The organism is Glutamicibacter sp. NPDC087344, from assembly GCF_044744225.1.
Lineage (GTDB): Bacteria > Actinomycetota > Actinomycetes > Actinomycetales > Micrococcaceae > Glutamicibacter.
Genome location: NZ_JBIUXY010000010.1, coordinates 56,713 through 82,938 on the forward strand (window position 1 = coordinate 56,713; position 26,226 = coordinate 82,938).

Annotated in this window: 19 protein-coding genes and 1 pseudogene; 13 read left to right on the forward strand and 7 right to left on the reverse strand. The window is 60.8% G+C overall.

Features of this window, described 5'->3' with window-relative positions; genetic code table 11:
• Positions 1 to 33: 33 nt before the first annotated feature.
• Positions 34 to 1,210: pseudogene (locus tag ACIOWL_RS16755) on the forward strand (CaiB/BaiF CoA transferase family protein).
• Here the strand turns inward: ACIOWL_RS16755 and ACIOWL_RS16760 are convergent.
• Positions 1,207 to 2,751 carry a PucR family transcriptional regulator gene (locus tag ACIOWL_RS16760; protein WP_400387613.1) on the reverse strand — a complete coding sequence of 515 codons (1,545 nt, stop codon included), beginning with the start codon at positions 2,749 to 2,751 and terminating at the stop codon, positions 1,207 to 1,209. The pseudogene ACIOWL_RS16755 and the gene ACIOWL_RS16760 sit on opposite strands and share 4 nt — an antisense overlap.
• A gap of 161 nt (positions 2,752 to 2,912) precedes the next feature.
• Here ACIOWL_RS16760 and ACIOWL_RS16765 point away from each other — a divergent pair, with 161 nt between their 5' ends.
• Genes ACIOWL_RS16765 through ACIOWL_RS16775 form a run of 3 tightly spaced genes read left to right on the forward strand, consistent with a single transcriptional unit; the run spans position 2,913 to position 6,483 of the window.
• Positions 2,913 to 4,091, forward strand: coding sequence for an acyl-CoA dehydrogenase family protein (locus tag ACIOWL_RS16765; RefSeq protein WP_400387615.1), 1,179 nt, complete (start codon positions 2,913 to 2,915; stop codon positions 4,089 to 4,091).
• Between the two features lie 31 nt (positions 4,092 to 4,122).
• Complete coding sequence (locus ACIOWL_RS16770) at positions 4,123 to 5,589, forward strand: aldehyde dehydrogenase family protein (protein WP_400387618.1); 1,467 nt, start codon at positions 4,123 to 4,125, stop codon at positions 5,587 to 5,589.
• A 33-nt stretch (positions 5,590 to 5,622) separates the two neighbouring features.
• A complete protein-coding gene (locus ACIOWL_RS16775) occupies positions 5,623 to 6,483 on the forward strand; it encodes a 3-hydroxyacyl-CoA dehydrogenase family protein (RefSeq protein ID WP_400387620.1) in 861 nt (286 codons plus the stop codon).
• Positions 6,484 to 6,519: 36 nt separating this feature from the next.
• Here the strand turns inward: ACIOWL_RS16775 and ACIOWL_RS16780 are convergent, their stop codons facing one another.
• The gene (locus ACIOWL_RS16780) at positions 6,520 to 6,951 is read right to left on the reverse strand and encodes a pyridoxamine 5'-phosphate oxidase family protein (RefSeq protein WP_400387623.1); all 432 of its coding nucleotides are present in this window, start codon (positions 6,949 to 6,951) and stop codon (positions 6,520 to 6,522) included.
• A 99-nt stretch (positions 6,952 to 7,050) separates the two neighbouring features.
• Between ACIOWL_RS16780 and ACIOWL_RS16785 the strand changes: the two genes are divergently transcribed.
• The 3 genes from ACIOWL_RS16785 to ACIOWL_RS16795 all read left to right on the forward strand — a co-directional run bounded on the left by ACIOWL_RS16785 (position 7,051) and on the right by ACIOWL_RS16795 (position 9,527).
• Positions 7,051 to 8,133, forward strand: a complete 1,083-nt coding sequence (locus ACIOWL_RS16785) for an App1 family protein (RefSeq protein WP_400387626.1) — start codon at positions 7,051 to 7,053, stop codon at positions 8,131 to 8,133.
• Positions 8,133 to 8,600, forward strand: a complete 468-nt coding sequence (locus ACIOWL_RS16790; RefSeq protein ID WP_400387628.1) for an acyl-CoA thioesterase — start codon at positions 8,133 to 8,135, stop codon at positions 8,598 to 8,600. Before ACIOWL_RS16785 ends, ACIOWL_RS16790 begins: the two co-directional genes overlap by 1 nt.
• Before the next feature lie 63 nt (positions 8,601 to 8,663).
• Entirely contained in the window at positions 8,664 to 9,527 is an 864-nt protein-coding gene (locus ACIOWL_RS16795) for a siderophore-interacting protein (protein WP_400387631.1), read from the forward strand.
• Between the two features lie 326 nt (positions 9,528 to 9,853).
• On the opposite strand, the gene ACIOWL_RS16800 is transcribed toward ACIOWL_RS16795, so the two are convergent.
• Positions 9,854 to 10,450, reverse strand: coding sequence for a DNA-3-methyladenine glycosylase I (locus ACIOWL_RS16800; RefSeq protein WP_400387634.1), 597 nt, complete (start codon positions 10,448 to 10,450; stop codon positions 9,854 to 9,856).
• Positions 10,451 to 10,531: 81 nt separating this feature from the next.
• On the opposite strand from ACIOWL_RS16800, the gene ACIOWL_RS16805 reads away from it, so the two are divergent.
• From ACIOWL_RS16805 to ACIOWL_RS16825, 5 genes are all read left to right on the forward strand, one after another.
• Entirely contained in the window at positions 10,532 to 10,903 is a 372-nt protein-coding gene (locus ACIOWL_RS16805) for an ArsR/SmtB family transcription factor (RefSeq protein ID WP_400387637.1), read from the forward strand.
• 4 nt (positions 10,904 to 10,907) lie between these two features.
• Positions 10,908 to 11,822, forward strand: a complete 915-nt coding sequence (locus tag ACIOWL_RS16810; RefSeq protein ID WP_400387640.1) for a cation diffusion facilitator family transporter — start codon at positions 10,908 to 10,910, stop codon at positions 11,820 to 11,822.
• Positions 11,823 to 11,948: 126 nt separating this feature from the next.
• The gene (locus ACIOWL_RS16815) at positions 11,949 to 12,698 is read left to right on the forward strand and encodes an ABC transporter ATP-binding protein (RefSeq protein ID WP_400387643.1); all 750 of its coding nucleotides are present in this window, start codon (positions 11,949 to 11,951) and stop codon (positions 12,696 to 12,698) included.
• 3 nt (positions 12,699 to 12,701) lie between these two features.
• Complete coding sequence (locus tag ACIOWL_RS16820; protein ID WP_400387646.1) at positions 12,702 to 15,206, forward strand: ABC transporter permease; 2,505 nt, start codon at positions 12,702 to 12,704, stop codon at positions 15,204 to 15,206.
• 86 nt (positions 15,207 to 15,292) lie between these two features.
• Complete coding sequence (locus ACIOWL_RS16825; protein ID WP_400387649.1) at positions 15,293 to 15,637, forward strand: DUF6176 family protein; 345 nt, start codon at positions 15,293 to 15,295, stop codon at positions 15,635 to 15,637.
• Between the two features lie 86 nt (positions 15,638 to 15,723).
• On the opposite strand, the gene ACIOWL_RS16830 is transcribed toward ACIOWL_RS16825, so the two are convergent.
• Genes ACIOWL_RS16830 through ACIOWL_RS16840 form a run of 3 tightly spaced genes read right to left on the reverse strand, consistent with a single transcriptional unit; the run spans position 15,724 to position 21,203 of the window.
• A complete protein-coding gene (locus tag ACIOWL_RS16830; RefSeq protein WP_400387652.1) occupies positions 15,724 to 19,050 on the reverse strand; it encodes an ATP-binding protein in 3,327 nt (1,108 codons plus the stop codon).
• A 3-nt stretch (positions 19,051 to 19,053) separates the two neighbouring features.
• Positions 19,054 to 19,746 (reverse strand): DUF4194 domain-containing protein, encoded by a 693-nt coding sequence (locus ACIOWL_RS16835; RefSeq protein WP_400387655.1) that lies wholly within the window; start codon positions 19,744 to 19,746, stop codon positions 19,054 to 19,056.
• Positions 19,743 to 21,203, reverse strand: a complete 1,461-nt coding sequence (locus tag ACIOWL_RS16840) for a DUF3375 domain-containing protein (protein WP_400387658.1) — start codon at positions 21,201 to 21,203, stop codon at positions 19,743 to 19,745. Before ACIOWL_RS16840 ends, ACIOWL_RS16835 begins: the two co-directional genes overlap by 4 nt.
• Positions 21,204 to 21,427: 224 nt before the next feature.
• Here ACIOWL_RS16840 and ACIOWL_RS16845 point away from each other — a divergent pair, with 224 nt between their 5' ends.
• Positions 21,428 to 22,696: a polysaccharide deacetylase family protein gene (locus ACIOWL_RS16845; protein WP_400387661.1), complete on the forward strand. Its 1,269-nt coding sequence runs from the start codon at positions 21,428 to 21,430 to the stop codon at positions 22,694 to 22,696.
• 37 nt (positions 22,697 to 22,733) lie between these two features.
• Here the strand turns inward: ACIOWL_RS16845 and ACIOWL_RS16850 are convergent, their stop codons facing one another.
• Positions 22,734 to 26,192, reverse strand: a complete 3,459-nt coding sequence (locus ACIOWL_RS16850) for a TM0106 family RecB-like putative nuclease (RefSeq protein WP_400387664.1) — start codon at positions 26,190 to 26,192, stop codon at positions 22,734 to 22,736.
• Between the last annotated feature and the right edge of the window lie 34 nt (positions 26,193 to 26,226).

The window sequence follows — 26,226 nt, forward strand, 5'->3', positions numbered from 1 at the left end:
GAAAGGATGGATTCAACGATCAGGGGGAAGAAGATGGGCGGACTACGACCATTGGAAGGAATTGTGGTTGCGGACTTTTCCAGGGTTTTGGCCGGCCCCCTGTGCACCATGACCCTTGCCGACCTCGGCGCGCAGGTCATTAAGGTTGAACGTCCCGGGACGGGGGATGACACACGCAGCTGGGGTCCTCCGTTCTCCGCCACGGGAGCCACCTACTTTGAATCCGTTAACCGCAACAAACAGTCAATAACGTTGGACCTGCGCAGCGAGCCTGATCTCAGCCTGGCGCGCGACTTGGCGTCCAAGGCCGATGTGCTGGTGGAAAATTTCCTGACCGGGGGGCATGGAGAAACTGGGTCTGGGCTACGAATCGCTCGCCGCGCTGAATCCTTCACTGATCTACACCTCGATCACCGGATTCGGCTCGGCGGGCGGATCAAAAATCCCGGGCTACGATTTTATCGTCCAGGCCTTGGGCGGGCTGATGTCGATTACCGGCGAGCCGGATGCGGAACCTGTGAAGGCCGGCGTGGCGCTGGTGGATGTCCTGACCGCCAAAGACGCTGCCATCGCGATCTTGGCCGCGTTGCAAAACCGTCAGACGACCGGTCGTGGCGCGCACCTGCAGGTCAATCTGCTCTCAAGCCTGCAAGGAGCGCTGGCCAATCAGGGGCAGGCCTACCTCGGCGCCGGGAAAATCGCTGAGCGTATGGGCAACGCCCACCCATCCATCGTTCCGTACCAGCTGCTGGGGTGCAGCGACGGGTCGGTGGCAGTGGCTTGCGGCAACGATGGGCAATTCATCAAGTTATGTGCCGAGTTAGGTGTTCCAGGGCTGAGTAGCGAGTCGAAATTCGCCACCAACACCCAGCGTGTTGTGCACCGCGAAGAGCTGATTCCGTTGCTTGAACAGGCGCTGCGAGCCGACAGCGCGGCCAACTGGCAACGCCGATTAACTGCGGCAGGAGTCCCCGCCGGCAAGGTGGCAAACATTGCTGAAGGTTTGGACTATGCCGCTTCGCTGGGGCTTGAACCCACCATTGAAGTCGTGGACGAGAGCGGTGCGCTCCTCGGTGAACAGGTGCGCCATCCGGTCACCTGGACACCGGCATTGGATACTCCGCGCTTGGCTCCGCCGCAGCTCGGAGCCCACAACGAAGCGGTCCGCGGATGGCTATCCGACACCGGAAAGATCGAGGGCAGGCGTTAGTATCCCTGCATTTCGGCTTGCCGCAGGGCCAACCACAGGTGCGCCGAGACATCCGGGTCATCAAGATCCACACCGAGCAACGACTGGGCCAACTGCATGCGGTAACGCAACGTATTTCGGTGCAGCCCTAGCTCCCGTGCGGCTTCCTCCCAGGTGCCGCGGTGCCGTAGATAACTGGTCACCGTGGCAACCAAATCGGTTCTGGCATACTCGCGCAGCGTTTTGACCCAGGTGGAGGCCTTGGCTTCTTCGCTGGAACCCAGGTGCGTCAGCGTCCCCTTGGGCGCCCGGAGAATTGCCGTGCGCAGCGCCTGGAAAACTGCGGGGAGCTGATCACCATGGATCGGCGCGGAGAGTACCGCGGCGGACTGGGACTCCTGCAGCGCCCTGCCGGGGGAGCGGCCTAATACTTGAAACTCGGTGCCTTCCAAGTCATCAAACGGTTGTGCGTCCAGCGCAGTCACCAAGGCCGCGTCAAGCAAGGCAATCAGTGAAGTCTCGTGCTCAAAAATGAAGGGTGAAGCCTTCAGCGCCGGCCCCAGGTCATGGGGTTCTGGGCTGCCCAGACCCCGGGTGGATTCCGCGGCCATGGCTACGGGAATACTCCCTTGGGTGCGGAGCGCGAGCAACCTGAGGGTTGAGGGGAGATCCGGCAAACCGGAGTCTTCGGCCAGCATCCTGGCCGCTTCGAGGTGTCCTCGCACCGCAAGTTTCGCCACCGCACCGCCAAGCAGTGCGGCGGATTCGCCACGTTGTTCTCGGTGGCGTGAACGCATTGCTAGCAGTACGCAGACCGTGGTGATGACCTGACGGTCTGCGGGTGTCAGCCGCCGCCCCGGCCCGAGCGCCAACACCCCATAAACTCGCGCGTTGATCAGCACCGGATAGAGCACCACCGGCTGGTTCAAAATTTCAAAGGTCGCTGCGCTGGGTGCCTCAAGCTTGTCGATCCGCTGCGTTTCCTTCAGGACCTGGGGCATAAACTGCCGTGCAGAGGCAGGCCACACGGTCTCAGGCTCACCAAAACTTGGCACAAACGCCGCCCAGCCGCCCAGTGATTGAGCCAGGCCACGCACCACGGCGGGGATCGCGTCCGGACGCATGGCGGCGCGGGCCAGGGCAGTTTGGGTTCCGAGCGAATCCATCAGGTCAGCGTTGCTACTGCGTATCGCCAGATTCCAGTAGGCCCGCGAGACGTTTTGAAATGGCACCTGATCCGGGACGATAACCAGCTCCAGATTCGTCTCGGCGCAGGCCTTGGCCAACGTGGCGGGGATCGTTGTGAGCGAGGGGCCCAGCCCAATGCCCAGAATCTTCACCGATTTCTCCCGCAGACGTTGAACGTATGCCACCGGATCGATCTGGCCATGGGCGAAGATCATGCCGGTGGTCAGCAGCAGTTCACCGCCTGCCAGGTAGGGGGTGGGATCCTCCAACTCGGAGACGTGAACTCCGGTAATTGGGGTGGCGCTATAGCGCCCGGTGGGGCCGGGTTCCAGGTCTGTTGCAAGCGCCGTACCGAGTTGAAGCAGAGTGATCATAGAAAAAGTATCTGATAATTTGCATTTCTTTGTACAGGTTATCTAAGGCGCGATGTGTCGAAGTTCCGTAGTTTCATAGGTAGGCAATTCAATGGTGCGGTACTGATCCTCAGCGCAACACCGTACTCATTCCATGTTTGACGACTCTGAAGGAGCACCCCGTGGCATTGGCAGAAAACGTATTGGATCCGGCAGACCTGATCAACTTTGATGCGCTGCTCACTGCTGAGGAGCTCGCGTTACGCAGCTCTGTGCGTAGCTTCGTGAATGAAAGCATCAAACCGAATATTGCCCGCTGGTATGAAGACGCCATCTTCCCGCTGGAAATTGTTCCCGAAATGGCAAAGCTTGGCCTGTTGGGGATGCACCTGAACGGTTACGGGTGCGCCGGGCGCTCAGCGGTGGAGTACGGGCTGGCCGGAGCCGAACTGGAAGCGGGGGATTCGGGCCTGCGCACCTTCGTTTCGGTTCAGGGCTCCTTGGCCATGAGCGCCATTTACAAACATGGTTCCGAAGCGCAGAAGCAGGAATGGTTGCCGCAGATGGCCAAAGGTGAGGCCATTGGATGTTTTGGGTTGACCGAACCAACTGCCGGATCGGACCCCTCCAGCATGAAAACCTTTGCACGCCGTGACGGCGAAGATTGGGTGCTCAACGGCTCAAAACGGTGGATCGGCCTGGCCAATGTCGCCAAGGTCGCGGTCATCTGGGCACAGACGGATGAGGGGATTCGCGGATTTGTGGTGCCTACCGACACCCCCGGTTTCCGGGCGACCCCCATCGAGTCGAAACTCTCCATGCGAGCCTCGATCCAGTGCGAAATCGAACTTATCGACGTGCGATTGCCCGGCACAGCAGTACTCCCCGAGGTCAAGGGCCTGAAAGGTCCCTTCTCTTGCCTCAATGAAGCTCGCTACGGCATTATTTGGGGCTCCATGGGTGCTGCCCGTGATGCCTTTGAAGTGGCCTTGAAATACTCCCAGGAGCGGTTGCAGTTCGACAAACCGTTGGCCGGGTACCAGATGACTCAGCAGAAGCTGGTGGACATGGCTCTGGAAATCAACAAGGGATTCCTGCTGGCTTTGCACATCGGCCGGCAGAAGGATGCAGGTACCTTGGACCTCCACCAGATTTCCGTAGGCAAACTCAACAACTGCCGCGAAGCCATCGAAATCTGCCGAGAGGCTCGCACCATCCTTGGTGGCAACGGAATCACCTTGGAGTACTCGCCATTGCGTCATGCAAACAACTTGGAATCGGTGCGCACCTACGAGGGCACCGATGAGGTCCATACCCTGATCCTGGGTAACAAACTCACCGGTGTTCCGGCCTTCCGCTAAGCGCAACCAAGATGAGAGAAGGTAAAACTCGATGACCCTTTCGCCTGGCACCACACTACTTGCCACGCTAGATCAATACATCAACGGCCAGTGGGTTTCTGGTGAAGCCGACCCCATTGATACTCGCAGTGTTATCGACCCCAACCGGGTCTTGGCCTCGGGCAACGCGGCCAGCGTCAAGCAGGTAGATCAGGCATTCCAGGCCGCCGTTGCCGCCAAAAAATCTTGGGCCGCGCTGCCCATGGCCGCGCGCGGCGCGATCCTGCTCAAGGCCGCGGCTTACCTCAAAAAACATGCCCAGGACTTCGGCGAACAGCTTTGCACCGAGGAAGGCAAAACCAGATCTGAGGGAATCGGAGAGGTATTACGCGCCGCGCAGGTGCTCAGCTACTACGCTGCCGAAGCCGAGCGTGCCGCCGGAAGTGTGTTCCATTCCCCGCGCGCCGGGGAACAGATTTTAGTGACCCATAAACCCCTGGGTGTCATCGGGGTGATCACCCCGTTCAACTTTCCTATTGCGATCCCGGCCTGGAAAATCGCTCCGGCGCTGATCTTTGGCAATACCGTGGTGTTCAAGCCGGCCAGTGCGGTGCCACTGCTCGCGATGCGTTTAGTGCAAGCTTTGGCTCACGCGGGTCTGCCGGCCGGGGTGTTAAACCTTGTGCTTGGCGGCGGTGCGCTGGGTGATACGTTCATGGAACATGAACACCTCGACGCGGTTAGTTTCACCGGGTCCACCCGGGTAGGGCGCAGGCTCTGCGCTGCCGGCGCGGCGCGGGGCATCCCGGTGCAGGCTGAAATGGGTGGCAAAAACGCGTCGGTGGTACTCGCCGACGCCGACCTGGAATTAGCCAGCGAGCAAGTTCTGCTGGGAGCATTCAGCTCCAGCGGACAAAAGTGCACCGCCACCAGCCGGCTGATCTTGGATGACACGATTGCCGACGAGTTTTTGGCCAAGCTCGCAACGCGGTTGGATACGTGGGTGACCGGAGACCCCCATGACCCGTCGGTCAACATGGGCCCACTGGTTGATGTTCGCAGCGCGGCGTCTGTCCGCAACGGAATAGATCAGGCAATTGGGCAAGGAGCAACGGTATTTTATGCCGGTGCAGCGCCGACCGGCGGTAGTTTCATCGCGCCAACCATCCTCCTGCTGCCCGCGGGGGCGGCCGGACGCCAGAACACCGCGTGGCGTGATGAGTTTTTCGCTCCGGTGCTCAGCGTCGTGCGGGTTCGCGGAACGGCAGAAGCCTTTGAAGCCGCCGAGGATTCGGAATTCGGACTGAGCCTGGCATTGTTCACCCGAGACCTGTCCACCGTGGTGGCCGCGCAACAGGAACTCACGGTAGGGATTTTGCATGTTAATTCGGAATCTTCCGGTGCAGATCCGCACCTTCCATTCGGTGGGGCCAAAGCCTCGGGTTACGGTCCCAAGGAACAGGGGGCTGCCGCCCGCGAGTTTTACACGCAGTCCACCACGGTGTATCTACGCGGATAGTTTGCGCCAGATGTCGAACAAGAAAAGAGAATTATGATGATCGAGCGCATCTTGGTGATTGGTGCCGGAACCATGGGGCGGCAGATCGCGATGAGCTGTGCGCTGGCGGGATATGCCACCATCCTGCAGGATGTCTCGGCTCAGGTATTACGCGAGGCCCGTGCCGAGCTGGAGGGCTGGGCAGCCTCCCGGGTGGCTAAGGGAAAAATGGCCAGGGAAGATGCCGAGCTGGCCTTGGGGCGGCTGAGCCAGTCAACCGACCTTGAGCGCAGCGCAGGGCAGGCGGACCTGGTAATTGAAGCGGCCGTGGAACAACGGGAGATTAAGGAGCGGATTTTCGCGCAGCTCGGCTGTGTTGCTCCCACCCACGCCATCCTGGCCACCAATTCCTCGACCCTGCCTTCGTCAGCTATCGCTGCGGCCAGTGGGCGGCCGGCGTTGGTATGCAACATGCACTTCTTCAACCCGGCCTTGGTCATGAAGTGCGTGGAGATCGTGCGCAACGGGCAGACCAGCGACGCCACCGTGCAGGCGGTCATGGGGGTCGCCAAGCGCCTGGGCAAAGAACCTGTCCTGGTGAACAAGGAAATCCCGGGTTTTATCGCCAACCGCATCATGGGCGCGATCAACCGCGAGGCGCTGGAACTGGCCGAAGCTGGGGTTGCGAGCATCGACGACATCGACACCACCGCTCGCACAGCCCTGGGGCATCCCATGGGACCCTTTGAGCTGATGGACCTAGTGGGCCTCGACGTGATCGACTTTATTGCTCAAATGACCTATGCGCAGAGCGGGGAAGAACAAGACCGTCCCCACCAGCTCATCACCGAGAAAGTGCGCTCGGGAAAACTCGGGCGCAAGAGCGGGGAGGGATTTTATCCCTACACCCACTAGGTCGTGCGGTGCGTGCTGGCGAGCCAGCACCCACGGCTAGATGACTTCGGGCTGCTCGCCTAGCTGGAAGTGGCGGCCGGAGATCGACCGCACGTGTATGCGGACCCAGAAATCCTTGAGGGTTGGAATCCATGGGCTCACCCCGCTTTCGCGGGCTTCTTGGATATCCGCCTCGCGTTCCAGGATCTCCGCGGTACCGTGCACCACAACGGACCAAGCCTCGTCGGCCAGGATTCCGTCGGCTTCGAACGCCACCTTGTCATTGATGGTCATCGCAGCGAGTTTGTTGCCCGGCGCGGTGCGCAAAAACAATTTGCCGTTATGAACCCCGTAGTTAACCGGGACGATATCGACGTCCCCCGCGACGGAGGTGGCAACACGCCCATGCGAGGTATGGGCCAACAGCTCCCAAGACTGTTCTTCGTTCAGGACGAGGACTGGATTGTTGTTGTCGTGATCGTATTTCATACCTTTTAGTTTTCTACGTAAAGTAGAAAACCGCAAGGGGAGGAACGACACTTTGTGATTTACCGCCTCGGAGGCCACCAGACATGAAAGACTGGGGGCATGAGCCATGCTGCAAGTGACGGGGTTGCGCGCCATGTCGCCTCCAGGTTAGAAGATGGATTTCACCGCTGGAGGGCCCGTGCTGGGGAGCGTAAGGGCTTTGAAACGGTGATTTTGCCCTACCTCGGTTACGGGTACGCCAGTACCAGCGGCGGGTGGATCAGGGTCCTTGCGCGGGTTGTTCTGGCCAAGCCGGGGGCCTTCGAGGACGGGCACCATAAACCCCAAGTCATCGCCGATGGAATCCGCGGATTTCGAAACTTTATCTCCCCAATCCTTCCTGGCGGCAAGGTCTCCATCAATGTTGCGGGGCAGCACTTTGAAGTGCAGGCAGATCGTGGCGGGGTACTCGACGCCAAACTCGCGGTGGACCTGAGCCCTGGGTGGCATGAAATTTCGTTGCGAGCCCATGATGGTGAAGACGCCCGCGCCAAGATCTTGGTCATTGATGAAAGCCAGCGTTTCGGGGTGATCAGCGACGTGGACGACACCGTGGTGGTGACCGCCTTGCCCCGGCCGCTGCTCGCGGCCTGGAATTCATTTGTCCTTTCCGAACATGCCCGGGTGGCGACACCCGGTATGGCGGTGATGATGCAGCGGATCTTGCACGAGCATCCACAGAGTCCCACCATCTACTTGTCGACCGGCGCGTGGAATGTCGCCCAGACGTTGCAGCGTTTTATGTCTCGCAACCTTTATCCGCGTGGGCCGCTCTTGTTGACCGATTGGGGACCCACCGACCGCGCCTGGTTTCGCAGCGGCCAACAGCACAAGGTGGACCAACTGCGCCGGTTGGCCGAGGAGTTCCCGCAAATTTCTTGGGTGCTGATTGGCGACGACGGACAACACGACCCGGCGATTTATGCGGAGTTCGCTCGTCGTTATCCAGAGCATGTGCGTGCAATTGTGATTCGCCAGCTCACTCCCTCCGAAGCGGTGTTAGCAGGCGGGCGCTCGCAGGAACTCTGGCGCACCACACCGGGTATTCCATGGGTATATGAGCCTGACGGGGCGCGGATCTTGCAGGGGCTGAGCCGGCTGGGGCTGGTTAGCGACGAGACGGATTTTCACGAGGAGAAGTAATGCCAGCTGTATCACTACGGGTGCAGGTTCCCATGCGTTGGGGCGATATGGATGCCTACGGTCACGTTAATAACGTGAACCTGATCAGGCTGATGGAGGAAGCCCGTATTGCCGGTTTTGGGGTACCTGGCGGCACCGGTGCTCCCGGGGTAAGCCCGAAGGCCGACATTTTTTCTGCAGTCCCTGCCGGAGTCCAGATCCTTGTTGTTGAACACCGCGTACGTTATTCGCGCCCGCTGGAATATCGTAATGTTCCGGTGAACGTCGACCTGTGGGTCGCGAACATCAAACCGGCCAGTTTTGAGATCTGTTACGAATTTCGCGATCCCATCGAGGACTACCTGTGCGTTAAGGCCGCGACAACGCTTGCCTACTTTGACCCGGCAGTGGGCCGTGTGCAACGACTGAGCGAAGCCGAGCGCGCCGGGCTGGCTGTTTTCGAAGGTGCGCCGACCTTCGCAAAATAGGGTGTCACGCTGGGGTGAATTAGGATTGAGATATTTAGTCTTATTCAGATAGGAAGTGCTCTCGTGGCCAATCCCCAAGCCGATCGCCCACAGGGCGGCGCACGCGCCGCCCGTCCACTGACCGTACTGCAGGTTTTGAGCAGGGAACAGATCGCCCCGCATTTGGTGCGCCTGACCCTGGGCGGGCCTGGATTCGCGTCATTCGTGGACAAGCCGGTCACGGATCGTTATATCAAGATTCTGTTCGCCAAACCTGAACTGGGCCTGACTCCTCCCTACGACATGGAAGAGTTGCGCGAGAAGTTGCCCCTGGAAGACCTGCCGGTGCGACGCACCTATACCGTGCGAAGCAGTGACGCCCAGGCTGGCACGATTGACGTTGATTTTGTGGTCCACGGCGACGAGGGACTAGCAGGTCCTTGGGCGCGCGATGCCCAGATTGGCGACAGTGTGTGTTTCGCCGGACCCGGTGGGCTGTACTACCCGCAGGAAGAATTCGACTTCCATTTCCTGGCGGGCGACGAAACCGCGATTCCCGCCATTGCCGCGGCCCTGGAATCCATGTCTGAGCAGATGCGCGGCGTGGCGATCATCGAGGTTTCCGGCCCTGAAGACGAGATGGAACTCAAGGCGCCGGCTGGTGTCCAGATTCGCTGGATCCACCGCAACGCTGAATTCGATCCGCAGAGCACGGTGTTGGAATCTGCGGTGCGGGAATTCCCGTGGCCGCAGGGTCGCGTTCAGGTTTTCGCCCACGGTGAGCGCGAGGTGAGCAAAAAGCTGCGTGCGTACTTCTACAACGAGCGTGGTGTGGACCGTCGAGACATGTCGTTGTCGGCTTATTGGGCCTTCGGCCGCGCCGAAGACGACTTCCAGGCGGAGAAGCGCAGCGCCGTTGGACAGATCTTTGAGGAAGCATCGAAGTAGTAAGTTAGAGCAACCTAAGTTAATTTTTAAGAAATTAGCATCTTTGGGTTGACGTTATTACCCCTAGGTGGGTTATGCTTATTCCAGAGCTTCTCCCGTGTGTGGTCGGGAGAAGCGACAAACTTGACCGATGCAAATCGGCTTGTTCACCGAGAGCCAGGAAATGCTCATCCTGCTCTGGTGGTCGGCTTCGCCGGCTTGAAATGAGGGGAAAGGGAAGCGGTTGACCTGCTCAGTCAACCGAGTCGCAGAAAATGAGGCCTACCGGGATCGCACACCCTGGTAGGCCTCATTTTTGTATGCTCTGAAGGCTTGCGGTGCTTAGCCTAGGCTTGCCAAACACCCGAACTTCCCCGGCGGTGGGAGCCGATCAAGTGGGTGTCGACGATTCCCACGGCTTCCATTAACGCGAACATGGTGGTTGGCCCAACAAATTTGAATCCCCGTTTCTTCAACGCTTTGGCGAGGAGTTTCGACTCGTCGCTTTGTGTGGGGATTTCGTCCAGTGTTACTGGTGTGGGGGTATGCGCGGGTTTGTAGGACCAGATGAAATCCGCCAGGCCTCCTTCGTCGCGCAGGGCCAGCGTTGCCTGCGCATTGGCAATCGTGGCGCGAATCTTCAGCCGATTGCGGACGATTCTCGAGTCTTCGATGAGCCGTTCAAAGTCGGCTTCGGAGAATAGCGCGACCTGCTCGGGGTTGAAGAAAGCGAACGCGTCCCGGAAGGCCTCTCGTTTGGAGAGGATGATGGCCCAGGACAGGCCCGACTGGAAACATTCCAGGCTGAGCCGCTCGAACAGGCCGATCTCACTGGTGACTGGCATTCCCCACTCGGTGTCATAGTAATTGCGCAGCATCTCGTTGCTCGCGGCCCAAGGGGGACGGGCTAATCCATCGTCACCAATGATGAGATCGTTGTTCATTCCTCAATTTTGCCATTGTGAGATGACATTGGGGTTAAGCGGCACCTGTTTTGCAACGTTGAAAACTGCTAACATCGTCATATGGCGATTATAGAGTCTCAGATCGATGCAACGGATACGGCGCAGGACCGTCTTCAGCTCGCCGCGCTTTTTCACGCGTTGGCTGATCCAACACGATTGTTGATCCTGGAACACCTGAAAACCGGTGAGCACAAGGTCAAGGAGCTCACCGAGCACCTGGGGCTGGCGCAGAGCACGGTCAGCGCCCACCTGTCCTGCCTGAAGGACAGCGACCTGGTCAGTGTCCGCACCCAAGGGCGTGCCAGCTTGTACTCCTTGAATCACGCCCAGGATCTGGCCGCCGTGCAAAATCAAGCGTTGCGCCTAGGCCGCCCGGCCAATCGTCATCATCAGTGGCATGAAGGTCATCCGGCCTTGGGAAGCGAGGAGTAGTTTCATGGGACATGACCATTCGCATGACCACGCGCACACCAACAGGACGCGTCTGGCCTGGGCCTTAGGGATTACCGCCAGCATCCTCGTCGCCGAGGTGATCGGCGCAATCATGACCAACTCGTTGGCGTTGCTGGTGGACGCGGCGCACATGCTCACCGATACCGCCGGACTGCTCCTGGCGCTGACCGCGGCGAACCTGATCATGCGCAAACCCACCATGAAACGCACCTGGGGTTTTCGCCGCGCCGAGGTGCTCTCCGCCACCTTGCAATCAGCCCTGCTGTTGGCCGTGGGAATCTACGCCGCGGTAGACGCGGTCCAGCGACTTTTCGACCCGCCAGAGGTCCAGCCCACCGGGTTGCTGATTTTCGGTTTCGTGGGGCTGGCGGGAAACATCATCGCCATGATCATTATTTCGGGGCAGCGCGGGCAGAATTTGAATATGCGCGCCGCGTTCCTTGAAGTGGTGAATGATGCGCTGGGCTCGGTTGCCGTAATTATTGCCGCTGTGGTGATCTCACTGACCGGATGGATGCGCGCCGACTCGGTAGCGGCTCTTTTGATCAGCGCCCTGATTGTGCCGCGCGCGGTGGCCCTGCTCAAGGAAACAACCCACATCCTGCTTGAATCCACCCCGCGCGGTCTTGATCTGAACGCGGTGCGTTCCCATTTGGAAGAACAACCGGGGGTGTTGGCGGTCCACGACCTGCACGCGAGCCAGATCGCGTCGAACCTCCCGGTCCTCACCGCCCACGTCGTGGTCAAGGACGACATGTTTGACGCAGATGCGACCGGAGGCCTGCTGCGCAACCTGCAACAGTGTGTGGCCGCGCATTTTGAAGTGAGTATCGAGCATTCGACCTTCCAAATTGAACCCGAGTCGCACCGACTCACCGAACACCATTCGGGCTGCTAAGCAGGCTTCTTCAACCCCGGGACCAGTGCCCGAACGGCCGGCTCATACCTGGGTATGAGCCGACCGGATTTAAGACCGGTCTGTCGGCCGATACGGGTTTCTCTTGGTGTTTTATAGTCTGTAAACATGACATCTGAAACTCTGCCCCTTACCGAATATGCGGTCTCAGCCCGTGGCCTGAGCAAAAGCTACGGACATGACAGTACCCGCGTGGAAGCACTGCGCGGAGTCGATGTGTCCTTTGCCCGCTCCCGCTTCACCGCCATCATGGGCCCCTCGGGTTCCGGCAAATCGACGCTGATGCATTGCCTGGCCGGATTGGACACCGCCGATGCCGGTGAAATCATCATCGGCGGCCGTGACCTGATGACGCTCAACGACGATGAACTGACCATGATGCGTCGTGAACAGATCGGATTCGTTTTCCAGTCCTTCAACCTGGTGCCGACCATCAACGCCAAAGACAACATCCTGTTGCCGTTGTCCTTGGCGGGCAAGAGCCATGACCGCGAATGGTTTAACACCGTCATCGACGCGTTGGGGCTGCGCGACCGCCTGAGCCACAAACCTCATGAACTCTCCGGCGGACAGCAGCAGCGTGTGGCCGTGGCCCGCGCACTGCTCACCCGACCCGAAGTAGTTTTCGGCGACGAACCTACCGGAAACCTGGACTCGCGGACCGGTGCCGAGGTGCTCTCGCTGATGCGGACCTCAACGCGTGAAATGGGGCAGACCATCATCATGGTCACCCACGACCCGGCGGCCGCCTCCTACGCAGACACCGTGCTGTTGATGAAGGACGGAAGCATTGTCGGCCAGCTGGAGGACCCGACCGTGGCCACCGTGACCGAGGCTTTGGCCTCCTTGGCGGAGTAAACGATGCTGCACGTAGCCCTCTCAAACATCAAAACCTATGCGCGGCGGTATATTGCCGTGATCCTCGCGGTGGCCATTGGCACCGCGTTCTTGGCGGCGACCTTGGCCGTGAACACTTCAACACGCGCCACCCTGAAGAACTCTTTGGGTGATACCTACAAAAACGCTGACCTCGTGGCCTTCCAGGACTGGGAACTGGTCAGGGGCGACGCGAACTTCGAATTCACCGACATCGATTCAAAACTGGTCCAGGCGATCCGGGAACTCCCAGAAGTCTCCACCGCCTACGGCACGGCCTTCGAATCCGCCGAGCTGCACACCTCAGATAACGGCTACCAGGTGCTGCTCCAGCCGGTTTCCGCCGAACAAAACCTCGGCGGCATGGAACTGCTTGAAGGCCGTGCACCGCTGAACGCCAACGAGGTCATCATCGATGATGCGCACGCCGAACAGATGAAAGTCTCGGTGGGGGACACCGTGGGGCTGACCGTTGCGGAGTCGACCAAGGACATGAAGGTGGTGGGCATCCAGCGCACCAGCACCGATCCGCAACTCTCCGGCTATGCCATGGCCGGAATGGAGGAATCGTCCTGGGCAAAGATTGCCAGCGAGGTAACCTCTTTCCAGAACATTGTGATCAACGCCAAAGATTCGGTTCCCGGAGCGCAGCAGGCGCTAGCCAGCTACTTTGCCGAGCACCAGATGAAAGACGTTGCGGTGTTGACCGCGGATGAAAAGGTCATCAAGGACGTCGCCTCGCTGACCGACGGCACCGATCAGCTCACCGTGGTGCTGCTGATCTTTGCCCTGGTGGCACTGGTGGTCACCGGGCTGGTGGTGGTGAATACCTTCAACGTGGTGATTGCCCAGCGCACCCGTGAACTGGCACTGCTGCGCACCCTGGGAGCCAAACGGAAACAAATCCGCAGCTCCGTGCTCATCGAAGCCGTGGTGATCGGCATCCTCGCCTCGGTCATTGGCGTGGCCCTTGCCGTTGCCTTGATGGCTGGCCTGATTCAATTGCTGCATGTATTGGTGCCGAACCTGTCCTACGCCACCCTGGCCCTGAATCCCACCGGACTGGTAGTTCCGCTGGTGGTGGGTATCGCCATGACGGTGATTGCCGCAAGCCTCCCGGCCCGCCGGGCCATGAAACTGGCCCCGCTGGCAGCCCTGCGCCCCTTTGATGCGGCAAGCGTCAAAAACCGCGCAGGCAAAATGCGGATCGTTTTCGGTGCACTGCTGACCCTGGCCGGAGCCGGCCTGCTGATCTGGGGGACCGTCAAAGGATCGTTGCCGATCGCTTTTGGCGGCGGGCTGTTGTCCTTCCCCGGCATCCTGATGCTCGCCTCACTGTTCGTCCCGGCCAGCGTGTTCGGTATCGGACGACTTGTAGCCGGACGCTCGGTTGCCGGGCGTTTGGCGGCGCTGAACGCGGTGCGCAACCCGGGGCGCACCACCGCGACCGCCACGGCCCTGCTCATTGGTGTCACCCTGGTCTCCATGATCATGGTGGGAGGACAGACGGCCAAGGCGAGCCTGAACAACTCCATTGCGGGGGAGTTCCCGGTTGACCTGATCCTCACCCTGGACCAGAACGGCGAGGACGGTGCCAAGGCCCAAAACCTCGCTCAGGAACTACTGACCCTCGACGGCATCGAGCAGACGTCCACCTTCGTGTCAGGCTACGCAGAAATTGCCGGTCAGGAAGAATTCGGTGCCATCTCGCTGCTGGGTGTTGACCCGCAAACCTTCTCCAAGGTGGCCCTGGACCAGGACATCGTGCCTGAGGACGGCCAGATCATCCGGGTCAACACCGGCGGTGTCAAGCAGCCCGAAACCCTCACCATTGGAGGTCAGGAGCTTTCCGTGAAGGTCTCCTCGGCTTCGCTCTATCAGGACTTGGTCACCCAAAATACGTTCGAGCGGCTGAGCCTGGATGACATGGGCGGTGAAAATACCGGTGTGCTGATCAAGGTTGAGCCCAACCTTTCCACCTCCCAGATCACCGAACTGGTGGATAACATCGGTGATGTGGCGAACGTCGAGTCGTACATGATTGACGGCGGCGTGGTGCAGAACGCCATGTTCTCCCAGGTCATCGACGTGTTGTTGGCCATCGTTTCCGCGCTGCTGGCGGTCGCGGTATTGATTGCGCTGATCGGTGTGGCTAACACCCTGAGCCTCTCGGTGCTCGAACGCACCCGCGAGAACTCGTTGTTGCGGGCCCTGGGCCTGAAGAAGAAGCAGCTGCGAGCCATGCTGGCCCAGGAAGCGGTGCTGATCGGCGGGGTGGCCGCCCTGCTCGGCCTGGTCCTCGGTGTGGTGTACGGACTGCTCGGAGCGCACGCGACACTGTCAACGGTCGGTGAAATGACCTACGAAATTCCGTGGTTGCAGCTGGCACTGGTGCTGGTGGTGAGCATCGTGGCCGCCTTGCTGGCCTCCATCACCCCGGGGCGCCGCGCGGCGAAACTCTCCCCGGTTCAGGGGCTGGCCACCGAATAATAGTCCGGGACCTCCTGCGGCATCGAAAGCCCGGGGCAAATGAACTCATCATTTGCCCCGGGTTTTCGCGTTGTATCCTAGGTGCCATGAACATCGAACTGATGCGTTTTCGTGTCAAGCCGGGCAAAACCGAGCAGGTAGATCAATGGCTTGAGTTTCTCAATAACAATATGCCGGCCGTGCTTGAAACCTTGGACGGGGAGAAAATGTATGTTGAGACGATCTTCAGCGAAACACTTGATGCAGTCCAGTACCTGTATTGGTACAGCATCCAAGGCGAAGGCGGCATCGAAGTCCGCGACTCAACCCACTGGATCGACGAGATTCACCTGAAGTACTGGGACGAGTGCATCGACCCGGAATTCACCCCGCAGACCCTGACCCCGCGGGTGAGCATGATTCCGCAGCGAATCCAGGAACAGATGCGCTGAGCCTGGAGGTAGCAACAGCACACCGGGACCGAAAACGCAGTTGAATGCGGTTTCGATCCCGGTGTGCGGCCGTCTCCGGCGGTTGACTAACCGCGCAACGTGATGGTGGTAGCCATGGCCGGGGAACGGCCGGTGGTGACAAATCCCGAGATGTTCGAACCCGGGTGCTTGATGATGTCGGTAATCGAACCCAAATGGCGGCTCAGATCGATCTTGTCTTCCGGGGCGGCGAGCACCAGGTGGAAACCGAACTCCTGCAACGCGCGGATACCCGCCGCGGCGTACTCGGAGTTGGCCTGGATAAACGCTTCATCAATCATCACCGTGCCGAAGGACGTGAACCCCGCCGTGGCGAAGCCCAGCTGATAAGCCAGCGCGGCCCCCATGATAAACGAGGTGAACCGCTGGCCCTCGCCTCCGGAAAGTGTGCCCGGCTCCAGCCCGGTCTCCACCTCGCCGTTGGGTTTGTGCTCGTTGCAGCTGATCACCACATGCTGGCGTACGTCGAGCACGGTTGAACGCCATGCCGACAGGCCCGGATCGCTCAGCGCGGACACCAGGGTTTCCAGCGCCTGATAGGAACTGGCCAGGGTGCCTTCATCCTTGGTGGTGTAGGCGTCCTGCAACGCGTTTTTCAGATCGCTGCGGAATGCGGCAGCCTCTGCCGGGATGGAGTTTTCCACCTCGAGGCGCAACAACGAGCCATGCTCGAAGACCACTTCACCGAGGATTTGGTTCAGCGGTTTGATCCGCTCGGAGATCATTCGCCGCTCTTCATCCAACAGCTGCAACAGGTCGCTAAAACGTTCGTAGGAGCGGTTGGCGAAGTATTCGCGGAACTGCGCCTCATGATGCGGCAGGCCGTCCGCGACGATCTGCTGATGCAGCTGCGCGTAGTGCTCCGCCGCCTCCGGGGAGGTGCCATGGGTTTGGGCCTGGGAGCCGCCGAATTCGCGGGCAAACCGGCGGAAGGTTTCGCTCAGTGCACCGCCGATCTCTTGGCGCTGCGTGTTCAAATCGTTCAGCTGGCTGGACAGCTGCAATTTGACCTCTGCGAAGGCGGCGGAAATCTGCTCCGAGGCGGGGCTGTTGCCGGTGGAGACCTCTTCCAGCAGCGGGCCGAGTTGCGTGTGGCTGCGCAGGGCGGCGGAAACCTGCTGCAACCAGTTATCGGAACTGTCGGCAGCTGAGGCCAAAACCTTCTGCGCCCGCTCGATATGCAGGTCGAGTTCGCTCACCTGGGAACGAACCAGCGCCAACGCGCCGACCACCTCTTCGGTTTCTGCTTTCGCCGCATCGATTTGGCTGCGGACCCGCGAGGAATCACCGGAAAGGGCGAGTGCATCCCCCAGCTTTTGCTCGCTGCGGCGCAACGCCTCCAGCGCCGGGGCGGCATCGAGCTGGGCAAAGGTGCGTTCATCGTTGACTAGCGCACCAAGCAGCTGGGCCTTGGACAGCACCTTGGTTTTGGCGGCGCTGCGTTCATCGGCGGCGTTTTTGGCATCCTGGACCTTGATCTCCAGGCGTGCAGCCTTGGACTGCAGCTCGGAAATTTTCGCCTCATTGGTGAAACCCAAAAGGTACTCGGACGCCGGCAGCGTCCGGGTGTCGCGCTCAAAGCTGCCCGACCCGGTTTTGATGGTTCCTGCCGGGGTGATCGCCTTGGGATGGATGTGGATGGCCGCGTCATTCTCCACGCAGACCAGCGGATAATCGGCAGCGATTTTGGCGCGCAGCCAGGTGCCGGCCTCTCCCGGGGCGAAGTCCAGTTTGGTGACCAGATCGGCCGGTCCCGGAGCGGCTTCGCGCGGCGCCAGGGAGATGTCCGCCCAGCGCACCCTGCCCAACCCGTCGAGTTTGTCGATGGCGTGGGTGACTTGGGTGAGGAACTCGCCGGGGACCAAAATGGTTCGAGCCACCGAATGCAGCGCCTTTTCGGCGGCCAAACGCCACATGGCGCAGTCGGCGGAGACATCCATCAGCTCACCGGCAAAGGGCAGCTGCTCTTCGCGCAGCGAACAGGCCGAGGCGATGGTGCGCCGGGCGGCGACCGAACGGTCGTCGATATTGGTGCCGCGACGCTGGTAGGAGCGGATCTGCTCGTTCAGGGTTTCGGCCCGCTTGCGCAGGTTGACCAGCGAGGCCATGGCCTCGTATTCAACGGTTTGCGCATCCTTGGTGATTGAATCCAGTTGCTGCAAGGTCCGTGCCGCGTTGGCGCGCAGCTCATCCAACCCGGTGGCGCTGAATTCGAAACCGAGGCCGGCCTCATCGGCTTGCTCGCTGAGCGCCCGGAGCACACGTTCCTTCTCGCTCAGCGCCTTGCGGGCGGCATCGGCTTCGCGTTCCAGCAGCATCAGCGAGGCGGAGCCGGCGGAGTCATGGGCCGCCTCCAGCGCCTGCAACTGGTCATCCAGGGCATTTTTGCGTTCGCTCAGCGAGGCTTCCTGGGCCACCAGGCCCTGATGCTCGCGGCGATGGGTGGCCAGGTCATTGCGCAGCACCAGCTGGCGCACCTGGGCCTGAAGCTGTTGCAGCTCGGTTTCCAGAAGCTGGCGGGTGGCGCCAATCTGTTCGGCCAACAACCGATAGGCGCGGTCCTGGTCCGGAACGGCCGCCAACACGTCGCGTTGGGCGCGCGCGGTATCCAGCTGCCGGTAAATGCCGCGCAGGTGAGCGAAGTCCTCCACTGCAGCCGCGGCGGCCTTCAACGTGGCAGGCTCTTCGAGCACCTCGTGGCGGAAGAACTGGTTCACGCCCTTGGCTAGGCCTTTGCCGTTTTGCAAGGTGCGCAGCAGGGCGAACGCCTTGTCGCTTTCAACACCCAGGCGCCGGCGCAACCGATCGATGAATGCCTTATGCGTCTCGAAGGCTTCGGTGGGGGCCAGCGCCTTGGACAGCGAAGAGACCGTAAAACGTCGCGGTCCATGATTCTCCAGTTGCGCAATGTCCAGCGCGCCTTCGCACAAAAGATAGTGTTTGGAAACCTGTCCCTCCAACCCGGCATCCGGCAGGTCGAATACCGCCCCGGCGCTGAGCGTGTTGCCCAGACCGTCTTGGTAGCTGAGCAGCACGGCACTCCACGTAGCACCGGGGCGTTGGAACACGGTGCCGGTGCTGGTTTTGAATTTGCGTCCGCGCATATAGGAAAAGGTGGTGCGGCGGTCCTCGCGGGTTGCCGCGTCGTTAGCCGACTCGTTGAGCCGCGGGCTGGCGAAAAACACGTGCCCCATGGCGTCGAAGAGTGTGGATTTGCCAACCCCCGGGTGCCCGGTGACCAGTGTTCCGGCCCGGTCCACCCCCACGTCATGCAGCCCGTGGAAGGTTCCCCAGTTCACCAGCTGGACGCGCGAGAGCCGGTGCTGGCCGGGGTTGATTTCGCCACCCAGCGGCAGCGTCATTTCAATACTCATCGGCTACTCCTGCACCAGTGGGTCGGTCTGTTCGGATGTCTCGGCGTCATCCGGTTCGGCCTGCGAAAGATTCAGCACACTCTCATTGGCGTCGATCGCGGCGAGATATCGGGGGATGTCCTGGATCGAGGAGATCGGCAGGGCCATGGCCAGGGCCGGGGAGATCCGGAATTCGTCGGCAAGTTCGGTGTTGGTCAACAGCCGGAGGGAACCGAGCCGGGCAATCGCCGCATCGCAGGATTCGGCGAAACGTTTGTCGTCGCGGTCGGTCGCTGAACGGTGCTCGGAGAGGACTTCATGCATACCGGCGCGGGAAATCACCGCGCCAACCCCGGTACCGGCCTGCTGTTCCAGCACTAGCCGCAGGCGTAACGCCAGCAGGGTCTCATCTCGTTTGAGCGGACGGCGCGGGGCGATCGGGGCGGTGTGTGCCTGCTCGATATCCACCGGTGCCAACATGGCGATCTTGCGGTCCATATCCAGGCGCAAGACGAGGAAGATCTCGGAGAAGTAGGCGCCCAGGGTGTCCTGGGTATCGATCAGCAGCTGCCAGGCTGCGGCGTCGGTGGAGCCATCCAGATACGGGCCGCGCAGCAGCCGTACCAACAGCTGGCGCAGCGCAAGCGGGAAACTGCCGGAATCGCCGTCGAACAACGGGTCGGTGATCGGTGCGGCGTATGAGTCGGTGTAGGTCATAGCGGCTCCTTCGTGAAGCTCAGGGCGGGCAGGTATGCGGTGCGGGTCGAACCGTCCAGCTGGGTGAACTCGACGCTCAGCAGCTCGCTGGTGTGCAGCGTTTCCCCGTTGGTGCGCCCTATTTCAATCAGCGCCCGGATGGTGTTCAGGTGCTGGTGTTCCGGTGGAAGTTCGTTGAACATTTTGTCCAGGCGAACCGGTGATTCGCTGGACCGGCGCACGGACGCGGTGATCGCCTCGCGCAAGGCAGGCATGTCCGCTTCCGGGGTGCTGGGGGTGCGGATGATGTCTTGGGCGCTGAACTCCGGCGCCTGGGCCAACGGGGGAGGGGCCACATGCTCGGAGGGGTCATAGATCCCCAAGCCGTGCAGGGTCACGAACTGCGGGGCGAACAGCTCCATCGGGGCCAGGCCACTGCGCGGTTTCAGGACCAGCGACTTGTTGATCGCGGCTTCGGCTTCACGGACCGCCCGGCGCAGGAGTTCGGCTTGTTTATAGTCTTCGGACTGGACAAAGGCGTGCAGGGACTCGGAAAGTTTGCCGTAGGAGGTGTGAACTTCGGTAGCCTGGCGGCGCAGCTCGCGCAGCAGGTTGGTAAGGATCTGGCGTTCGGGGGCGTCCAAGTCATCGACGAAGTCGCGTTCCAACACCTCGGCCAGGGCGGCACGGAATCGTTGCTGGGCTTCGGGTGAGTTGAGGAATTCGGTGAAGCCGCGGAAGGTTTCCCCCTCAGCCGTTGAACGCAGCTGGCGGTCGGCCTCCAAGACCTGCCCCACCGCAACTCCCTTGGCGGTCGAGGCATCCAAAATTCCCTCGCGCAGCGAATGGAGCATGTCCTGCACCCCATCACGCATGCGGCGGAAGTCCGCCGGAAGGCTTGCGGCCAAGTCCAGCACGGAGCGGGCGGCAGACAACGCCGTGGTTCGGGACAGCACCGCAGGATCAGTGCCGGTGCGCAGCTGGTCGATCTGCGCCTGGCGCAACGCGATCTGGGATTCCAAGGCACGAATACGCGCCTCGGGATCCGGGTCGGTTTCATGGGCTAGGGATTCCAGCGAGGACAGCAGGGTGTTCAAGCGCGAAGAATTCAGGTGTGAATCGTCGGTGGAGAAATCCGCCAGAAAACGCAGCGTGCGCAGGGTCTGGGCGCTGGGTTCATAAACGAAGCGTCCGTCGATCAGCGGCCGGGCCAGCAGACCTTGTTTCACCCAGGTTTCGGCGAAGTCTTGCGCGGTGTAGGACTGCGGAATCTGTTCATCGCTGCGTCGCGCGGTTTTCAGAAAAGAATCCAGCGAGGCATGAAATAGTTCCAGGGCGATCCGCGGACGGTCGGCGGTGAACTCGGCTCGAATAAATGCGACCGCCCAGGGCTGAGCAGTTAAGAGCCGGTACGCCGCCGAGCTTCTGAACTGCTGGGACTGAATCCACAGGCTATTCGCGCGGTGCGAGGGCTGCATGCATTTCCTTGATCTTCTCGACGCCTAACCAACTAATTCTAGAGCATCAGGCTCCACCCGAAATGTGTGGGCTCTGCGTGCAAGATGTCAGTTCCGTATCGATTTGAGTAATGAACTGGGATTCGGTGTTATTGGACCGGCGCCCTGTGTAGTGTCGGAACCAGGCCGGAATAGCACCAGATCGGTGTGATGGCGGTTCGTTTCGGGTATGGAGGTTAAAGCGGATGAAGTTCGTACGGTGGATGGCGGCGGGAATACTGGTGGTTGCGCTCGCCGGATGCAGTAGTGAGCAATCCAACCCGCAGGATCCGGCGAACGATGATGCCGCCGCGGCCCAGGCCTCCAAACAGGCCGCCGAGGAAGAGGCGCGCGTGGCCGAAACCAAAGCTGAAATCAACCGGTTGGCCGATGGGTACGATTATTCGGCCGCGATCAAGCTGGCCGCCAAAGACTCCAGCGAAGAGCTGACCAAGATGGTCCCGGGGCTGGAGGACGAAAAGGCCCAGACCGTTGCCTGGGAAACACCGAATCAGATCCCTCACCTGTTTTTCCATTCACTCGTGATCGACACCGACCGCGCCTTCGACGGTGACAATGCCGCGCAGGGATACAAGGACTACATGGTGACCCAGAAAGAGTTCACCGCAATCATCAAAGAGCTCTACGCACGGGATTTTGTATTGGTGAATCCGGAAGATTTCGCCGCTGAAGATAAAAAGGGCAACATGGCCTATCGCAAGATCATGTTGCCCGAGGGCAAACAACCGCTGGTGCTCTCGGTGGATGACGTGAGCTACTACGAATACATGGACGGGGACGGCTTCGCGAGCAAGTTGCTGGTGGACAAGAACGGCAAGGTCCGCAACGAATACACCGACGCCAAGGGGAAAACCCACGTGGGAGCCTACGACGTCACCACCATGATCGACGACTTCGTGGACGAACACCCGGACTTCTCCTACCGTGATGCCCGCGGCTTGGTGGCCATGACCGGGTATAACGGCGAGTTCGGCTACCGCACCTCGGCCAGCCAGTACCCGGAGAACAAAAACCTGGAAAAGGACCAGAAGGCGGCCACCGAGGTCGCCAACGCCATGAAAGAGGAAGGCTGGGTTTTCGCTTCGCACTCCTGGGGGCACATCGCTACCGGCACCGTGGACATGGCTCGCTTTAAACGGGATATGAAACTGTGGAAGGCGGAGGTTGAACCGATCGTCGGCAAGACAGAGCATCTGATCTACCCGTTCGGCTCAGACATCGCCCATACCGCAAAATACTCCGGCAGCCGCTACGAATACCTGAAAGACCAAGGGTTCAAGTACTTCTACGGGGTGGACGGGACCATCCGTGCCTGGATGCAACAGACCGATAACTACCAACGGCAGATGCGTATCAACATCGACGGGCTCCAGTTCGAGAAGGAACAGCGCGGGGACCGTCCGGTGCTCGCCGAATTCTTCGACGTCGACAAGGTCATCGACCCGGCACGCTAAGCACTCCGGGCCGAATCCTCGACGCACCCATCGGCGGTCACAGGGCCATGAATGCACCGAGCTGTGACAGCGCGGCAGGACTGGAGGGCAGGTAGTCGGTGAGCCGGTCGCTACGCACAACAACCGCCTTCCACTGGCCACGCGAGATCGCCACGTTGATGCGGTTGCGGTTGAGCAGGAAATCGATGCCCCGGGCTGCATCCGCGGCACTGGAACAGGCCATGGTCACCAGCACCACCGGAGCTTCCTGGCCCTGGAACTTGTCAACTGTACCAACCCGTACCTCGCCGAGCCCCTCGGCTTCGAGGATCTCGCGGACCAGGTTGACCTGCGCGTTGTAGGCCGCGACCACCAAGATGTCCTGGGTGTCCAGCGCCCGGGCCGGTGCACCGGGTCCCGGAGTCCATTCAAGTCCCAGATGTTCGCGCACCACCTGGACAATTTCCCCGGCCTCCTCGATGCTGCTCACGGTGTTGCCGCGGTGCTCCACCAGACGGGTTTGAACCCCGGCAAAACTTCCATCCAGGATGCGGTCTCCTGCCGCGGGGGCGGAGAACAGCTGATGGTCATAACTCAGCGCGGAGACCTTGGCGCACAACGCCGGGTGCATACGCCACGACGCGGCGAGGAAATAGCCCAACTCCCGGGGCAGCACCGCACGTCCATTGGAAAGCCACCCGAGGGCCGATTCATCCACCGGTTGCGGGTGCGAGCCCTGGGTCACCTGCGGCAGCTGCTGTGGATCTCCGAGCAGCAACAGGTTGCGTGCGGCCTGGGACACGGCCAGCGTGTTGGCCAGCGAGAACTGGCCGGCCTCGTCGATCACCAGCAGGTCCAGGCTGCCGGCGGGAACCTTGGAACCGGTCATGGTCCACGCGGTTCCGCCGATCAGCGCACCACCCTGCCTGGAGAGCACTGCGGACAGATCGTCTTTGCTGGTGCCGTGCCACGGGACCGGATCCTTGTGTTTGACCTCCTTGGCCACAAATTCCGGGTCCACGCCGGCGGCGATCGCCTTGTGCAGCACATTTTCTACCACCGCATGGGACTGGGCCACCACCCCGATTTTCCAGCCCGCGTTTACCAGCTCGCGGATCACATGAGACGCGACAAAGGTTTTGCCGGTGCCCGGAGGACCCTGCACCGCCAGGTATGAGTTGTCCAGATCTTTCAGGGTCTGCACCACGGCCTGATACACCTGGGTGCTTCCATCCACCACGGCCGGCTCTGCCGGGGCGGACAAGGTCTTCAAGCGCGGCGGAATACGGCGCAGGATGTCGATGCCCGGTTGCCGCGGGAGCACCGGAACCGTGGAACCCACCTGAATGGCGATCTGAGCCAACGCCTGGTCGATGCTCTGGGTGGCAATGGGTTTGTCCGGGGTCAACGCCACCGGGAAAGCCCCGTACTCGGGGATTTTGCCGCTGGTTTTCTCCGCAATCGTGATCCACCCCTCGCCGAGTTCCACCACGGTGGCATTAAACGCTCCGCCGCGTAGGGCCTCGTCATCAACTTCCATTCCTTCGGGTAACGGAGCTGCGAACATCGCGAAAACACTGGACCCGGGGGAGAGCAGCGACCCTTCGGCCAGGGTTCCGCGAAGCCGCGAAGTCCGGGTGAGGGTGCGTGCTCGCGGTGTTGCTTTCTGCCAGGGCTCAAGGACCTGCGCCGAATCAACCATAAACACCCCGCGCACGTCGGAGAACTCGTCCATTGGCTTGGAAAGCCGGTCGAAGTGATCCCACCAGTACTGCTTCTTTTCACGGCGGTTGTAGCCGGTGGCGGCGGCAACCATCGCAATGGCGCGGTCATCGGCGCTGAGTGGTTCGGACTGGGGAAGGGCCGCCAGGTAGTTGTGCAGCCGCAGTTCCTCGGGAGTCGGTTCGTATTCCTCGGTGGCTTCCTGGACTGCCGACTCGGAAATCAGTGCATGCGGTTGGAAATCCCCCACGGACAGCAGCCAGTCCCGCAGGCGCAACGTCGACAAACAATCGTATTCGTTGTAATCGGCGATGGAATCCAGCATGTGCTGGGCCGTGCGGGAATCACCGGAATCCCGGGCTTCCATGTATTGGGCGTAGGCGACCACCGAGGCCCCGGCATCGGTGACCTCGCCCGCGCGCAGGTGCTCGCCCATATACAGCGGCTCAAGTTTTTTGATGGAGTAGGAACGGGTCGAAACGACCAGCGAATTGCGCACGGTGTCATACAGGTCGATCAGCAGATTCTCGCGTAGCCACTGGTCCACCTGGTCCTCTCCGGCAATGTGGACCTGGGAGAGCTTGCGCAGGGCGCTCTTCTCATACGCCGCGTAGTGGTAGATCTTCATGTTCGGGAAGCGGCGCCGGCGTTCTTGAACGTATTCGATGAAGTCGAGGAATGCCTGGCGCTCGCCGGCCCTGCTGTGCGCCCAGAAGGGGCGGAAGACCGGTTCGCCGGTGTCGTTCTCGATGACACCGAACAGGTACTCCAATCCCCAGGAATCATCTAACGGCTCCTGATACAGCGGATCCCCTTCGAAATCGAAAAAGATATCACCCTGGTCGGGGTTGGGCAGGCTGGAGATGGTGTGCGCGTCTTTGACCCGATAGGAGACACCTTGGGTGGTTCCATCTTTTTCACCGATGCCAAGCTGCATCTTCGCCTGCTCCACGGTGCGGGCCAGCGCGGTGCGCGGCTCTGGTTCAAGGGCGGCCAGCTGGTCGATGCTGAAGATCCCCTGGCGCCTGAGCTTTTCACGCTGCGCCATGGACATGCCGGCGACCAACAGGACATCACGGTTTTCTTCCACCTGCTCGGCGCAGACGCCGCACCGTCCACAGATGCGAAGTTGGTCCGAATCCCACGCCACCGTGCCATCGGAGGCAATATGTGAGTGCACCATGTCCAGGAACCGGGTGCGCTGGGCGCGGAAGACCGGCAAGATCTCGTCAATCCGATGAGTCGAATGGGTGCCGTCACCCAAAACGAGGGTTGTGGAGGGGTGGACCTCGATCCCTTCGGCCATCATCTGATCCGCGTAGGCCGCGACTTGAAGCAGTGCGCTGACCCGCGCATGGCGGGCAAGTTTTGTATCCCAGACGGCCCAAGTTCCGTCCTGCTGGCGCACCAAAAAGTCGGCGAAACCCACAAACGACCCGTCAAAAAACGTCGCCTGGAAGATGACGTCTGCCCCGCTGCGCAACACGGCGATGGTTTCGTCATGGGCCTGGCGCAGGGATTGTTCGTTCATCTGCGGCCGGTTAACAAGCTGCTTGACACCGGTCCCGGTCTGCGGGTTGTACTCACCGTAGGTTTGCACCAGCTGCTCCAGGACCCGGTGTTCATGGACGTCGCCCAACAAGGCGGTGCGGTGCAGCATTTCGTCGGTGACGGTTTCTGGCTGTTCGCGCCGTTTCAGCTTGATGTCCAGCACAAACAGCGACTGGTATTGGCATTCCACGGCAATGGAGAGGTCGCTGGCCGAAAATACGAGGTGTTGGTCCAAAAAGAACACGGGGCCGGTGCCTTTCGCCGACTAGATAGGTACC

Bases quoted from the DNA above. Each gene is read 5' to 3' on its own strand.
- ACIOWL_RS16830 (WP_400387652.1), bottom strand. From the start codon at position 19,050: ATGAGTATTGAAATGACGCTGCCGCTGGGTGGCGAAATCAACCCCGGC.
- ACIOWL_RS16775 (WP_400387620.1), top strand. From the start codon at position 5,623: ATGATGATCGAGCGCATCTTGGTGATTGGTGCCGGAACCATGGGGCGG.
- ACIOWL_RS16770 (WP_400387618.1), top strand. From the start codon at position 4,123: ATGACCCTTTCGCCTGGCACCACACTACTTGCCACGCTAGATCAATAC.
- ACIOWL_RS16825 (WP_400387649.1), top strand. From the start codon at position 15,293: ATGAACATCGAACTGATGCGTTTTCGTGTCAAGCCGGGCAAAACCGAG.
- ACIOWL_RS16820 (WP_400387646.1), top strand. From the start codon at position 12,702: ATGCTGCACGTAGCCCTCTCAAACATCAAAACCTATGCGCGGCGGTAT.
- ACIOWL_RS16835 (WP_400387655.1), bottom strand. From the start codon at position 19,746: ATGACCTACACCGACTCATACGCCGCACCGATCACCGACCCGTTGTTC.
- ACIOWL_RS16840 (WP_400387658.1), bottom strand. From the start codon at position 21,203: ATGCAGCCCTCGCACCGCGCGAATAGCCTGTGGATTCAGTCCCAGCAG.
- ACIOWL_RS16780 (WP_400387623.1), bottom strand. From the start codon at position 6,951: ATGAAATACGATCACGACAACAACAATCCAGTCCTCGTCCTGAACGAA.
- ACIOWL_RS16810 (WP_400387640.1), top strand. From the start codon at position 10,908: ATGGGACATGACCATTCGCATGACCACGCGCACACCAACAGGACGCGT.
- ACIOWL_RS16805 (WP_400387637.1), top strand. From the start codon at position 10,532: ATGGCGATTATAGAGTCTCAGATCGATGCAACGGATACGGCGCAGGAC.
- ACIOWL_RS16790 (WP_400387628.1), top strand. From the start codon at position 8,133: ATGCCAGCTGTATCACTACGGGTGCAGGTTCCCATGCGTTGGGGCGAT.
- ACIOWL_RS16815 (WP_400387643.1), top strand. From the start codon at position 11,949: ATGACATCTGAAACTCTGCCCCTTACCGAATATGCGGTCTCAGCCCGT.
- ACIOWL_RS16845 (WP_400387661.1), top strand. From the start codon at position 21,428: ATGAAGTTCGTACGGTGGATGGCGGCGGGAATACTGGTGGTTGCGCTC.
- ACIOWL_RS16800 (WP_400387634.1), bottom strand. From the start codon at position 10,450: ATGAACAACGATCTCATCATTGGTGACGATGGATTAGCCCGTCCCCCT.
- ACIOWL_RS16785 (WP_400387626.1), top strand. From the start codon at position 7,051: ATGAGCCATGCTGCAAGTGACGGGGTTGCGCGCCATGTCGCCTCCAGG.
- ACIOWL_RS16760 (WP_400387613.1), bottom strand. From the start codon at position 2,751: ATGATCACTCTGCTTCAACTCGGTACGGCGCTTGCAACAGACCTGGAA.